This window comes from Streptomyces sp. NWU339, from assembly GCF_003143855.1.
Lineage (GTDB): Bacteria > Actinomycetota > Actinomycetes > Streptomycetales > Streptomycetaceae > Streptomyces.
Map to the genome: position 1 here is coordinate 319,292 of NZ_QFRK01000004.1, position 13,562 is coordinate 332,853.

A 13,562-nucleotide genomic window follows, 5' to 3' on the forward strand; every position below is an offset into this window, starting at 1 on the left:
GGACGGAGCAGTGACCGAAGAGGCTCCTTCTTACCTCGCTCTCATCCCGCCGCGGTCCGGTCGCGGGCGTCCCTTCCCGCGACCGGACCCTTGCGAACGACCGGCCGTCCTGGACAGTCGTCTCACCCGGCGGCCGCTGTCCCTGGAAGACCGCCGGGAGTCGTGGGGGCTGTGGGGCGCCCTCAGCCGGCCGACCGCAGGGCGGCCAGCTGCTCCTCGAACGGCACCACGTTGCGCGCGTCGAACTTGTCGTCGACGGCGCCCCCGCGTGTGACACGGATCGCGTCGCCGCCCGCCTCGCCGCCGTCGCCGTTGCCGTTGCTGTTGCTGTTGCTGTTGCCGTCGACCGTCCCGTTGCCGGCGGCCGGCAGGGCGCCCGCCAGGGCGGCCAGCTCGCCCGCCGCCCGGGCGATCCGGGCGTCCAGGCCCTTGTCACCCCAGTCCTGGGACGCGGCGTAGACCCCCGTGGGGACGACGACCGCGCGCAGGTGGGCGAAGAGGGGCCGCAGGGAGTGCTCCAGCACCAGCGAGTGCCGGGGCGTGCCCCCGGTCGCGGCGATCAGCACCGGCTTGCCGGCCAGGGCCTCCCGGTCCCGGGCGCCGAGCACGTCGAAGAACGACTTGAACAGCCCGCTGTACGACGCCGAGAACACCGGCGTGACCACGATCACCCCGTCCGCCCCGGTCACCGCGTCCATCGCCTCGGCGAGCGCCGGGGCCGGGAAACCGCTGGTGAAGTTGTGCGCGATGTCCACCGCGAGGTCCCGCAGTTCGATCACCGGCACGTCGGACGGGGCCTGCCCGGTGGCCGCGGCGGCCAGCCGCTCCCCGAGCAGGCGAGTGGACGACGGCACGCTCAGCCCGGCCGACACGACGACGATGTTCATGGCGTTCATGCCATTCATACCTTTCACGCCTTCCATGCCTTCCATGCCATTCAGGGCGTTCACGCCTTGCTCACTTCCCGGCCGGCCAGCCGCGAGGAGTGCGTCGGCGCGGCCGGCACGTCGGCCGGGCGGTCCTTGGCGAACTCCTTGCGCAGCACCGGCACCACTTCCTCGCCGAGCAGGTCGAGCTGCTCGAGCACCGTCTTCAGCGGCAGTCCCGCGTGGTCCATGAGGAACAGCTGGCGCTGGTAGTCGCCCGCGTAGTCGCGGAAGGACAGCGTCTTCTCGATGACCTGCTGCGGGGAGCCCACGGTCAGCGGGGTCTGCCGGGTGAACTCCTCCAGCGAGGGCCCGTGCCCGTAGACGGGGGCGACGTCGAAGTACGGACGGAACTCGCGCACGGCGTCCTGCGAGTTCTTCCGCATGAACACCTGCCCGCCGAGGCCGACGATCGCCTGCTCGGCCGTGCCGTGCCCGTAGTGCGCGTACCGGGTGCGGTAGAGCTCGATCATCCGCTTGGTGTGGTCGGCCGGCCAGAAGATGTTGTTGTGGAAGAAACCGTCACCGTAGTAGGCGGCCTGCTCGGCGATCTCGGGCGAGCGGATCGACCCGTGCCAGACGAACGGCGGTACGTCGTCCAGCGGACGGGGCGTGGAGGTGAAGCCCTGCAGCGGGGTGCGGAACTTGCCCTCCCAGTTGACGACGTCCTCGCGCCACAGCCGGTGCAGCAGGGCGTAGTTCTCGATGGCGAGGTTGATGCCCTGGCGGATGTCCTGGCCGAACCAGGGGTAGACCGGTCCGGTGTTGCCGCGCCCCATCATCACGTCCATCCGGCCGTCGGCCAGGTGCTGGAGCATGGCGAAGTCCTCGGCGATCTTCACCGGGTCGTTGGTGGTGATGAGGGTGGTGGAGGTGGAGAGGACCAGCCGCTCCGTGCGCGCCGCGATGTAGCCGAGCATGGTCGTGGGCGAGGACGGCACGAACGGCGGGTTGTGGTGCTCGCCGGTGGCGAACACGTCCAGGCCGACTTCCTCGGCCTTCAGCGCGATGGCGACCATGGCCTTGATCCGCTCGCGCTCGGTGGGGGTACGCCCCGTCGTGGGGTCGGGCGTGACATCGCCGACGCTGAAGATCCCGAACTGCATGGCCGTTCACCTTCCGGATTGGTTGACGGTTCAACTATAACCGGCTCAACCGCTCCCCCTCCCCCCTTATTCCGGTATCCCGCATCCGGTCTGCGAAGCTGCCCGCATGCTGATCGCCCGTTCCGCCGCCCTGTTCGTCCTCGCCGCGATCCTGGAGATCGGGGGCGCCTGGCTGGTCTGGCAGGGCGTGCGGGAACAACGCGGCTGGATGTGGGCGACCGGCGGCGTCCTCGCCCTCGGCGCGTACGGGTTCGTCGCCACCTTCCAGCCCGACGCGCACTTCGGCCGCGTGCTCGCCGCGTACGGGGGCATCTTCGTCGCCGGGTCGATCCTGTGGGGCGCGCTCGCGGACGGCTACCGCCCGGACCGCTGGGACATCACCGGCGCCCTGATCTGCCTGGCCGGAATGGCCGTGATCATGTGGGCGCCGCGCAACGGCTGACCACGCTCCCGCGCGCCCGGACGGGCCCGGGCATGCCCGGGTGGCCCGCATATGCTGGCACGGCACCGCCCACATGGATCCACCCGGAGGAGCAGCCCATGGCCACCGCCGCACCGTCCGCAGCGTCTCGTATCGCCGTCGTCACCGGCGCGAGCAGCGGCATCGGCGCCGCCACGGCCCGCGGGCTCGCCGAGGCCGGTTACCGCGTCGTCCTCACCGCCCGCCGCAAGGACCGTATCGAGGCGCTCGCCGAGGAGATCAACGCGGCCGGCCACGCGGCGACCGCGTACCCGCTCGACGTCACCGACCGCGCGGCCGTCGACGAGTTCGCCACCGCGTTCAGGACCATCGGCGTCCTGGTCAACAACGCGGGCGGCGCGCTGGGCGCCGACCCGGTCGCGACCGGCGACCCGGACGACTGGCGCCGGATGTACGAGACGAACGTCATCGGCACCCTCCACCTCACCCAGGCCCTGCTGCCCCGGCTGGAGGCGAGCGGCGACGGCACGGTCGTCATCGTCTCCTCGACGGCCGGCCACGCCACCTACGAGGGCGGCGCGGGCTACGTCGCCGCCAAGCACGCCGAGCACGTCCTGGCCGAGACCCTCCGCCTGGAGATCGTCGGCCGGCCCGTGCGCGTCATCGAGATCGCGCCGGGCATGGTGAAGACCGAGGAGTTCGCCCTCACCCGCTTCGACGGCGACGCGGCGAAGGCCGCCAAGGTGTACGAGGGCGTCGCCGAGCCGCTCACCGCGGACGACGTCGCCGACACCATCACCTGGGCGGTGACCCGCCCGAGCCATGTCAACATCGACCTGCTGGTCGTACGCCCCCGGGCCCAGGCGTCGAACACGAAGGTCCACCGGGAACCGTGACGGCCGCGCCGCACGCGGCGCGGCGGCCCTTCCGGCCGGCCTTTCCGGTCAGCCCTTCACACAGACGACCTGCTTCAGCTTCGCCACGACCTCCACGAGGTCCCGCTGCTGGTCGATGACCTGCTCGATCGGCTTGTACGCGCCCGGGATCTCGTCCACGACACCGGAGTCCTTACGGCACTCCACGCCGCGCGTCTGCTCCTCCAGGTCCTTCGTCGAGAAACGCCGCTTCGCCGCGTTGCGGCTCATGCGCCGGCCGGCGCCGTGCGACGCCGAGTTGAACGAATCGGCGTTCCCGAGGCCCTTGACGATGTACGAGCCCGTACCCATGGAGCCCGGGATGATCCCGAACTCGCCGGAGCCCGCGCGGATCGCCCCCTTGCGGGTGACGAGCAGGTCCATGCCGTCGTAGCGCTCCTCGGCCACGTAGTTGTGGTGCGCGCTGATCTCCGCCTCGAAGGCCGGCTTCGCCTTCTTGAACTCCTTGCGGATCACGTCCTTCAGCAGCGCCATCATGATCGAACGGTTTCGCCTCGCGTACTCCTGCGCCCAGAACAGGTCGTTCCGGTAGGCCGCCATCTGCGGGGTGTCCGCCACGAAGACGGCGAGGTCACGGTCGACCAGGCCCTGGTTGTGCGGGAGCTTCTGCGCCACCCCGATGTGATGCTCGGCCAGTTCCTTGCCGATGTTCCGGGAACCGGAGTGCAGCATCAGCCAGACCGCACCGGTCGTGTCCGTGCAGACCTCGACGAAGTGGTTGCCCGATCCGAGCGTTCCCATCTGCTTCGCGGCCCGCTCCTGACGGAACCTGACCGCTTCCGCCACGCCGTCGAAGCGCCCCCAGAAGTCGTCCCAGCCGCCGGTGGCGAAGCCGTGCAGCCGGGTCGGGTCCACGGGGGAGTCGTGCATCCCGCGCCCGACCGGGATCGCCTGCTCGATCTTCGAGCGCAGCCGGGACAGGTCGCCCGGCAGGTCGTTGGCCGTCAGGGACGTCTTCACCGCCGACATCCCGCAGCCGATGTCGACCCCCACCGCCGCCGGGCACACCGCACCCCGCATCGCGATGACCGAGCCGACCGTCGCGCCCTTCCCGTAGTGCACGTCCGGCATCACGGCCAGGCCCTTGATCCAGGGCAGGGTCGCCACGTTCCGCAGCTGCTGGAGGGCCCCCTCCTCCACCGTCGCCGGATCCGTCCACATACGGATCGACACCTTCGCACCCGGCATTTCCACGTACGACATGTCTTCCCCATTCCCCCGAACGACAACATAAGCATAAAAGATCAAAAACCGTCGCTCAGGTCGACGAAAAGGACTTCGGACCGGCGTTCACGGCAGTGCGTGCGATACACATTGTCTGCCGGGGGTGCCCCCGTGCGGCAAGCGATTAACCAGCGGGGACACTGAGAGACCCGGCGGGCTGTGGCCCGCACCCGCCCGTCGAGAGGAGCCCGGCCGTGCAGCGGAGGGCATACGTACCCGGCGTCGCCGCGCTCCTCGCGGCCCTGCTGGCCGGATGCACCGGCAGTTCGAGCAGCGGAAGCCAGTCGGGCAACTCCAACCCGGGCGGTGCTGGCACGGCCTCCCCGGCGGCCCAGCCGGGCAGGTACGCCACGCTCCCCGAGCCCTGCGGCACGGTCGACGCCAAGACGCTCGACGAACTCCTGCCCGGCATCAGGGAGATGGCCGACCAGGCGCAGCGTGAGAAGGCGTACGCGGGCGAGGCCTCCCTCACGTACGACACCGACCGCAAGGTGGGCTGCCGCTGGAAGGTGGAGTCGTCCCAGGCCACCGATCGCCTGGTGATCGACCTCGAGCGGGTCGTCTCCTACGACAACGCCGTCAGCGACGACAACCAGGCCCAGCAGCTCTTCGCGACGAAGCAGGAGGCGGCCGGCCTTCCGAAGCCGACGGCCACGGAGTCCGGTTCCACCGCCCCGGACACATCGCCCTCGCCCACTTCCTCCGATTCACCCGGCTCCCCCAACCCTTCCGGTTCTTCTGGTTCTTCCAGTTCCTCCGATTCCTCTGATTCCTCTGATTCCTCCGCACCGTCCGACGCCGCGTCCTCGGCTTCCGGCTCACCGTCCACCGGCGGCACCTCCCCCGTGTCGCCCTCCACTTCACCCTCCGGCCTCCAGCCCCGCGTCCTGGAGGAGTTCGGCGACGAGGCCTTCATCGACGACGAGCTGAGCAGCTCCGGTTCGACCGCCGAGCAGCGCACGGTGACTGTGGCGTTCCGCACGTCCAACGTGATCGTGACGATCGAGTACACGGAGCAGCCGGCGACCGTCGGCGCCGTCCCGGACAGCAGGGAAATGCAGGACAGGGCAAGGAAACTGGCGTCCCTGCTGGCCGATTCGCTGAGCGGCTGAGCCTCGCTCACACTCCCTCCACCGCCCTGCGCAAAGCCCCCGAAGGACGACCACACGAACGGCGCACCGCGTACGGTGATCCCTCGGACCCCTTTTCGACCGCAGGTTCGACGACGGGTTCGACCGCAGGGAACACGAGCGTCATGAGTGAAGGAACCATGCAGCGACGAGCACAGCGTGATCACCGAGCGAAGCGCCTCAACCGCGTTCTTGTCTGCGCGGCAGCCGTCCCCGCGATGCTGATCGCCGCCGGCTGCTCCTCGGACTCCGGCTCCGACGGCGGCGAGGACAAGGCGGCCGACACCTCCGCGTCGGCGTCCGCGAGCCCGTCCCCGACGGTGCGGGCGGCGGTGTACACGGACCTCCCGGACGCGTGCGACGTCCTGTCGAAGAAGACCCTGGACGACCTCGTGCCCGAGGCGAAGTCGGGCAAGGAGGGCCAGTCCGACGACATCGCCAAGCGCGCCAGCTGCTCCTGGAGCAGCCTCGCCAACAACGGTGTGGACGGCTCTCAGTTCCGCTGGCTGAGCGTGTCGATGCTGCGCTTCGACTCGGACGTCGCACGCGGCGCGGGCGACGAACTGGCCAAGGAGTACTACGACAAGCAGGTCAAGGACGTCCAGGCCACCGACGGCGCCAAGGGCACCGAGGCGGAGCCGATCTCCGGCACCGGCGACGAGGCGACGGCCGTGCGCTACGACCTGAAGAAGAAGGAAGGCGCCTTCAAGCAGCAGACGGTGGTGGCGCGCGTCGAGAACGTGGTCGTCACCCTCGACTACAACGGGGCGGGCCTCGCCGGGGACAAGACGCCGAGCGCCGACGACCTGATGAAGGACGCGAAGAAGGCGGCCGAGGAAGCGGTGACGTCCGTGACCGGGACCAAGGACGGCACGGGCAGCAAGGACGACAAGGGCGACGGCGGGGCCCCCGGGAGCGGCGCGCCGTTGGAGTCGAAGGGCTGACAAACAGGCACAGAAGCGTGCACGGAGACGCACCCGAAGGCGTACCCGGAAACGTGCGGTGAGGCTCTGACACGGAACCGGCCACCCGCCCTCCGCACACATGTGCCACTCTGTTGCGCGCAACAACACGCAAGAGGAGGGGAGTACGGGTGGCCGCGCCCATTCAGCTGACACGGACACACCGGGTTCTCATCGGCGTGGTCGTCGCCGGAGCCGTGATCATCGCCGGAATCGGCTTCGCGGGTTCGTACGCGGCCGTCCGTGAACTGGCCCTACAGAAGGGCTTCGGGAACTTCAGCTACGTGTTCCCGATCGGCATCGACGCCGGCATCTGCGTCCTGCTGGCCCTGGATCTGCTGCTGACCTGGATCCGCATCCCCTTCCCGCTGCTGCGTCAGACGGCGTGGCTGCTGACGGCGGCCACGATCGCCTTCAACGGCGCGGCGGCCTGGCCGGATCCGCTCGGTGTGGGGATGCACAGCGTGATCCCCGTCCTGTTCGTGGTGGCGGTGGAGGCCGCCCGGCACGCGGTCGGCCGGATCGCCGACATCACAGCGGACAAGCACATGGAGGGCGTCCGCCTCACCCGGTGGGTGTTGTCGCCGATCCCCACGTTCCTGCTGTGGCGGCGGATGAAGCTGTGGGAGCTGCGCTCCTACGAGCAGGTCATCAAGCTGGAGCAGGAACGTCTCGTCTACCAGGCCCGGATGCGCTCCCGCTTCGGCCGGAGCTGGCGGCGCAAGGCCCCGGTGGAGTCCCTGATGCCGCTGCGCCTGGCCAAGTACGGCGTCCCCCTCGCCGAGACGGCCCCGGCGGGTCTGGCGGCGGCCGGCATCGAACCGGCTGTGCTCCCGCCGGCCCCCGAGCACCGGACGGCCGTGGACGGCCCGGCCATGGCGTCGTCGGCGCCCGCCCTGCAGCAGGCGGCCCCTTCCGCCGAACGCCGCCCCGAGCTGATGGGCGACCCCGGCACCACGGACCCCCGGAATTCCCAGGGCTCCCAGGGCCCCCGGGACCGCCGCGAGTCCCCGGACGCGGAGGAGCCCACGGCGCAGCCCCCGTACGACCGGCAGCCCGCCCCAGACCAGAACCAGTGGCTGCACGCCCGGGACCCGCAGACCGTCGAGTACCACGGCGGCTACGACCCCACGTACGACCCGGACGCCGCGTACGCCCAGTGGTACGCGGAGCAGCAGCAGGCCGAGCAGTACCAGGACCAGTACCAGGAGGAGCCCCTCGCCCAGGAGCCCTCTCCGGAGGAGACCGGCAGCTTTCCGATCCCGGTGAGCCCGGGCCGCACGCGCGAGCTCGGCGAGGGCGGCGGCACTCCGGTCGCCGAGCCGGACGAGGAGGCGTACTACCAGGTGTTCCGTCAGTCGATAGACGGCAGCTACCCCACGCCCCGGGTCCTCGGCGACAACATCCAGGCGACCTACGGCACGACGCTGAGCCCGAGCGCCCTGAAGGCCCTCGCGGAACGCTTCCAGAAGCGCCATTCGGCGGAGCTGGAGGACGACCACATCGCCTGACCGGCGGCGAGTAAGACGCATGGTCATCAGGGAGCGGCCGACCGCTGCTCCCACCCGCAGGGAACCGGTGCACGAGGTCGACCCCACCCTGACGCAGAAGGGCATCCGTGCTCACGTCCGTACCCACCGGGTGGCTGTGGCTGCTGGCCGCGGCGTCCACCGTCCTGTCCAGCTACGTCCTGGGCAGCTGGATCCCCCTGCGGAAGTTCCGTATCGCCTATCCGGTGATCATGGTCACCTGCGGGGCGGTCCTGGTCGTCGTCTGCCGGCTGAAGGGCTTCAGTCTGGCCGAGGCGCTCGTCATGTACTCGTGTGCCCACATCAGCCTGCCGCTCGGCCTGCTCCCCCAGCGGAAGGTGCTCAAGGAGGGGCACGAGCGGTGGCGCAGGGGCGAGGCCGTGGGCCCCATCGAGGTCCCGCGCCGGCACGCCGCCTTCTTCGCCGTCTGCCTGGTCGGCGTCCTGTTCGCCGGCTTCGCGCTGACCCGCTGAACCGCGTACGGCGAGTCGCATGCGCGGCGCCGTGTCCGCACCGCCACGGCGCCGGCGACCTCGGCCCTCGTGGCCGCCGCCCCCGAGGAGCCCGGCCGTGAAGAACGGGGACGCCCGGCCCCGACGGCCGCGCGTCCCCGTTCCCGTGAACCGGGCCTACTCCCCGAGCAGCGTCCGTACCCGCTCCTGGCCCACCGCGAGCAGCAGGGTGGGCAGGCGCGGACCGGTGTCCCGGCCGACGAGCAGGTGGTACAACAGCGCGAAGAACGACCGCTGCGCGGTCTTGCTCTCCGGCGGCAGCTCCCGGCCACCGCCGTCATCGGGTCGACCAGCCTTGCGCTGTGGTGAACGGTCTGCGAAGCCGCATGAGCGAACCGCCGTCCACAAGCACAAGGCTTCTGGACGGCGGTCGCGATCCGTCAAGGGGTGAGGGGTACCGGTGCCTACGGCTTCACCGGATCACCGTTCCCCATGCTCAGCCACCACACCTCGTCGTCGCGGGTGAGGTCGAGCGCCTGCTGCCGGCCGTCACTGAAGCGAAGTTCCACAGTGGCAAGGCCCGGTACGACGGGGTCGGCCACGACTGCTTCGACCGGCTTGTCGGCGTGTGCGCCGAACTCGGCGATCAGGCGCTGTGCGGCCTCCTCCCGGCCGGTGTACCACGGGGCACCTACCCCGGCCAGGTCCGCAGCGTCACCGCCCCGGAGGCGTTGGACGTACACCTCGAGGACCAGTTCGACCTCGCGAGCGACCTCCTCGGCCTCGGGGTAGGTGGACTCCGCGGCGCGGACCGTCACCTTCACCTCGGGGGTGTCCCGCAAGGCATAGGGCGCCGGTTCACGGAGCAGCCACCATGTGAGGACGCCTCCGCCCAGACACAGGGCGACGAGTGCCGCCACGAGCCACTTGGCTACTGGGGTCTTGAGCATCAGTACCACTCCGGCCTGACGCGATGGATGTTCGCCCACGTGCCCCTCTGGCTTCGGATGTAGGTGTCGAGACGCTGGTTCAGGCGGTTGTTGTTGTGCGCGCTCACGTAAGCCTTTCCTTTCGCCATCTTGGTGATGACGCCCGCGTGGTCCCAGCCTCCCTTGCCACCCCAGTTGAAGAAGACCACGTCGCCGACCTTGGCCTCCTTCTGCTTGGATTCGGTGTTCACGATGCCGTAGCTGTGCTTGGACAGGAACGTCTCCATCTTGTCGGCGACGGTCCACGTGTGCGAGTTGGTGTAGTAGAACCCCCCACCCGAGTGCGGCGGCGCGGAGTGCTTGATGCGCCACCAGTTGTCCACGCTCTTCTTGTTCTTGTTTTTGCCCTTCATGCGCATTCCGCCACCGTGGTACAGCGCCTTGGAAACGTAGTTGGTGCAGTCCTGGCTGTACTCGTGCCGGTCGTTCCAGTGGGCCCTGGCCCATTTCGCTGTACCGCTGTCGTTCACGGTGGCGTACGGCGTGTACTGGGCTTGGTCCACAGCAAGTGCGCCGAGGGTATAGGGGACCTGCCGGGTGGATGCCGTGGGAGAGACGTCGCTCTCCACGCTGCTGTGCGTCACGGCACCGTAGGCGTCGTCGCCCTTGGACATCCGCTGTTCGTACTGCGCGGCGTTCATCTTGCTCCGCAGTACGGGCGAATCCTTCTCGGAGAAGGTGTAGAGGGTGGTTGTCTCGTCGGTCTCTGGTTCCTCGGGCGTATCGGCGAGCGTTCTCTTTTCATTCACCGTGGCACGGACGGTCACCGAGCCGTCAGCGGAGGGCATCGCCAGCACGGCCGACAGGGTGGACGTGATGGACGTATAGGTGAGGCTGTCCGCTTTCAGGGCGTTGCGGGTATCGATCAGCCAGAATTCCTCCGCCTTCAACAACCAGGAGTACTTCTCGGCGTTGGGCCGACCGTTGATCGCGGCGCTTGCACTGTTGTGCGCGCCGGTGTTCAAAGCAGCGGTGGCTTCGAGGTACTCGTTGACGGTCGCTGTGTAGGTGGCGACGCTCAGGGGAGCACGCAGCGGCCTGACTGCATCGCTGGTGACCGTGGTGCTGGTGCCGTACGGGCTCGAGGCGCTCACCTTGAAGGTGTAGGGGGCGTCGTTGGTGAGGCCGGTGATCACCATGTCCGTACCGTGCGTGGTGCGCTTGGCCGCCACGGTGCCGGCGGCATCCAGTGCGGTCACCTCATAGGTGAGGTCCGTGTCGTTGTAACCGCTGTCCGTGCTGGCGTCCCACATGACCAGAGCTCCCCCGTCCCCCGCTCGCGCACGGAGCCCTCCAGGCGGTGACGGCGGTGTGGCCGGCCCGTACTCGACCGTGAATGTGGCCGAGGTGAAACTGATGCCCGCCGTGCTCGGCGCCGTATCCGCCCTTCGCAGTACCAGACCGTGATTGACGTTGGCGCCGTCGGTCCAGCCGGTGACGAGGCCGGTGACGTCGATCGTCCAAGGGGCCGCCGCGTCCAGGTTGACGCCCGGAGCCGTGACCTTGTCCAAGTCACTTCCCGTCCCCGTGGTGGCCCATGCATCGTTGAGAGCATGTACGGCCAGGTCGGGTGTCGTCGCGCTCGACTGCAACTGCAGCGTGGCACCGGTCACCCGTGCTCCGGCAGGGATCTTCGACAGGTCGGCCTTGAGATAGGTGCGCCAGTTCTTGCCGGAGACACTGCCCACCTTCAGCGCCGTGCCGGTTTCGCCGACACAGGTGGCCGTCCCGGTGCAGACGGTGGCCTTGGTGAGCGGAACGCTCACCGACATACTGCCGGGCGTCTCGACGACCTCCGTACCGGATCCTGCGGCTATCGCGGTCTTCTCGGTCCATGCGGAGCACTTGCCCTCATAACAAGCCCTCATCGACCAGTTGAACGGCCCACCGGAATCGAGCCGGTCGGCAGGAATCTTGAAACCGGCGCGCTCGCCGTTGGGCACGAACTGACTGCCCAAGGTCTGGGTCCCACTGGCGTTGCCGAGCCGGAACTGGGCCTCGACCATGCCCCCATTGGGCGAGGTGACAACGCCCGTGACCAGGGGAGAGGTGGTGTCGGTCGCTCCAGCCTGGAGTTGGGTGGGCAAGTCTGCGGGCAGCACAGCGCTCGCGTCGACCTGGAACGCCGTCCAGCCGGACCAGTTGGAGGTGTCGATCCCGTCGCTGGTGCGCGCCCGAACCCGAAGGTGGGTGCCGTCCGGCAGTGCCGAAGCGGTGGGAACCTGCGTCGTGGCCACGGTGTCCGGCGTGAACTTTGCGGTCTTCCCGGTCCAGGTGTACGTGGTGTCAGCGAATCCAGGCTCGGGCTGAATCTGGAATTCGGTCGTCAACGCGGACTCGGCGTCACTGTCACCGACCTTGGCCTGGAGGGTGGGCGTGAGCGACCGAACCACAAGTGGGGTGCCGGCCTTACGAGGGCTGACCCCCAACTCCGTGGGAGTCGCCGGCGTGGAGTTGTACGTAACGATCAGTGACGGCTCAGTCGCGGAGTCGTGTGACCCGTCAACATAGTTGGCCGATCGGTAACGCCGCCAGGTGAGGGGGTCTTTCTCATTCACAGCCGCCAGACGCACCCCGTAGTTGGGCTGACCGTCGGCCCACGCCTGGACGATGCCGTCAACGCCCCACGAGACCTGTCCAGCGGGGCAATTCGCGTTGTAGCCCTTTGCCGCCTTAGACACGGGAGCCGCCGTAGTGGTCGTACTCGGCTGCTTCGCCCAGGAGATGGCGGAGGGGTCCCAGTCACTGGTGACCCGTCGGACCTCGATCCCCGCATTGGCCGTCGAGCAAGTCGACGACCAATGGGAGAAGAGACGCAGGTCGGCGTCGATGATGCGCTTGCCGCGGAATCGGGCCGTATCGAACTTGAGGTAGGAACGAGCACGCTCCGACCCGTCGTACGTCCCCGCCTTCAGTTCGGTGGAGCCGCGCTGGGACGTCGGATAGGCGGCATCCTGGACCCAGGTGTCCGTGACGGGGCCGAGCAGCGTGTTGGTCGGATCCACAGTCACGGGGTATCTCACGTCAGGATCCTGCAGGAACGAATGGTCCGGCGTGAGAACCAGAGTCTGCCCGTCACCGCTGCCCTCCACCGTGACGGCGACATCGGTGACATCAGCCGGCTCGCCGGACGCAGCGCGCTCAGTAGCTCCCCACATGACGGGAACGGGCGCGGTGGCCACATCTCTGCCGTCCTTGCTCTCCCAGAGCAGCCGTTCATCAGAAGCCTTACGGAGCGTCAAGCCGTCGGCGGCGACGGGTATTCTCAGCTCCACCTGCTCCTTCGGCCGTTCCTTCAGCACAAGGAGATGCGAGAAGCCTTCCGGCAGTGCGAAGACCACCAGATCGGCGTTGGGCTGAACATCGCTGTAGGTCGCGGTGTTTCCTTCGAGCGTCGGTCGGGGAAGATCGCCGTCCCAGCCGATGCCGAGCGTGTGACCGCCCTCGCTCACTTCCGCGAGAGCACCCGAACCACCATCGGAGAAACTGATGTCCGCTGCGGCCTGCCTCGGCTGCACAACTCCGTCACGGCGAACGAGTCTCGTGTCGACGTCTCGCCACGTTCCGCTCTTGTCCTTGACCCTCGTCGGTCCGGTGGTCGACTCTTCGGTCACCGAGCCGTCGGGATTGACGTAGGTGGTTGAACTTTCCGTACGCAGCGCGGTGACCTCTACGCGCTGACCAAGCAAAGCCGCGCGGATACGCGCCGCACCGACCTTCGCCTCGACGTCGTCAGACTCCTCCGCCGCGGACGCGACAGGCCGTGCGGTGGAGGCATCGGCCTGCAGCACCGGGACGCCGATCTCGACGGCTAAGCAGCCGGCCAGCGCGTACAGACTGAACCCGAGTATGCGCGAACACCTGGGTCCGCGTCTCTTCTTCATCTTG

At 68.8% G+C, this 13,562-nt stretch carries 11 protein-coding genes and 1 pseudogene; 6 read left to right on the plus strand and 6 right to left on the minus strand.

What is annotated here, in order from left to right; genetic code table 11:
• Positions 1-182 precede the first annotated feature (182 nt).
• Positions 183-887, minus strand: coding sequence for a CE1759 family FMN reductase (locus DIZ27_RS07925; protein WP_109377657.1), 705 nt, complete (start codon positions 885-887; stop codon positions 183-185).
• Positions 888-946: 59 nt separating this feature from the next.
• Positions 947-2,032, minus strand: coding sequence for an LLM class flavin-dependent oxidoreductase (locus tag DIZ27_RS07930; protein WP_109377577.1), 1,086 nt, complete (start codon positions 2,030-2,032; stop codon positions 947-949).
• Between the two features lie 106 nt (positions 2,033-2,138).
• On the opposite strand from DIZ27_RS07930, the gene DIZ27_RS07935 reads away from it, so the two are divergent.
• Positions 2,139-2,474 carry a YnfA family protein gene (locus tag DIZ27_RS07935; RefSeq protein ID WP_109377578.1) on the plus strand — a complete coding sequence of 112 codons (336 nt, stop codon included), beginning with the start codon at positions 2,139-2,141 and terminating at the stop codon, positions 2,472-2,474.
• A 98-nt stretch (positions 2,475-2,572) separates the two neighbouring features.
• On the plus strand, positions 2,573-3,349 hold the full coding sequence (locus DIZ27_RS07940) for an SDR family NAD(P)-dependent oxidoreductase (RefSeq protein ID WP_109377579.1): 777 nt from the start codon (positions 2,573-2,575) through the stop codon (positions 3,347-3,349).
• 48 nt (positions 3,350-3,397) lie between these two features.
• On the opposite strand, the gene DIZ27_RS07945 is transcribed toward DIZ27_RS07940, so the two are convergent.
• Positions 3,398-4,591: an RtcB family protein gene (locus DIZ27_RS07945; protein ID WP_109377580.1), complete on the minus strand. Its 1,194-nt coding sequence runs from the start codon at positions 4,589-4,591 to the stop codon at positions 3,398-3,400.
• A gap of 215 nt (positions 4,592-4,806) precedes the next feature.
• Between DIZ27_RS07945 and DIZ27_RS07950 the strand changes: the two genes are divergently transcribed.
• From DIZ27_RS07950 to DIZ27_RS07965, 4 genes are all read left to right on the plus strand, one after another.
• The gene (locus tag DIZ27_RS07950) at positions 4,807-5,724 is read left to right on the plus strand and encodes a hypothetical protein (RefSeq protein WP_109377581.1); all 918 of its coding nucleotides are present in this window, start codon (positions 4,807-4,809) and stop codon (positions 5,722-5,724) included.
• Positions 5,725-5,867: 143 nt separating this feature from the next.
• On the plus strand, positions 5,868-6,686 hold the full coding sequence (locus tag DIZ27_RS07955) for a DUF3558 family protein (protein WP_109377582.1): 819 nt from the start codon (positions 5,868-5,870) through the stop codon (positions 6,684-6,686).
• 149 nt (positions 6,687-6,835) lie between these two features.
• Positions 6,836-8,215, plus strand: coding sequence for a DUF2637 domain-containing protein (locus tag DIZ27_RS07960; protein ID WP_109377583.1), 1,380 nt, complete (start codon positions 6,836-6,838; stop codon positions 8,213-8,215).
• A gap of 107 nt (positions 8,216-8,322) precedes the next feature.
• Positions 8,323-8,706 carry a hypothetical protein gene (locus DIZ27_RS07965; RefSeq protein WP_109377584.1) on the plus strand — a complete coding sequence of 128 codons (384 nt, stop codon included), beginning with the start codon at positions 8,323-8,325 and terminating at the stop codon, positions 8,704-8,706.
• Between the two features lie 156 nt (positions 8,707-8,862).
• Here DIZ27_RS07965 and DIZ27_RS07970 read toward each other — a convergent pair.
• From DIZ27_RS07970 to DIZ27_RS07980, 3 genes and pseudogenes are all read right to left on the minus strand, one after another.
• Positions 8,863-9,051 (minus strand): annotated as a pseudogene (locus DIZ27_RS07970) (lysine--tRNA ligase); the annotation flags it as partial.
• A gap of 98 nt (positions 9,052-9,149) precedes the next feature.
• Positions 9,150-9,635: a hypothetical protein gene (locus DIZ27_RS07975; protein ID WP_109377586.1), complete on the minus strand. Its 486-nt coding sequence runs from the start codon at positions 9,633-9,635 to the stop codon at positions 9,150-9,152.
• A complete protein-coding gene (locus DIZ27_RS07980; protein ID WP_181383427.1) occupies positions 9,635-13,558 on the minus strand; it encodes a DNRLRE domain-containing protein in 3,924 nt (1,307 codons plus the stop codon). The genes DIZ27_RS07975 and DIZ27_RS07980 overlap by 1 nt, the downstream gene beginning before the upstream one ends.
• Positions 13,559-13,562: the final 4 nt, after the last annotated feature.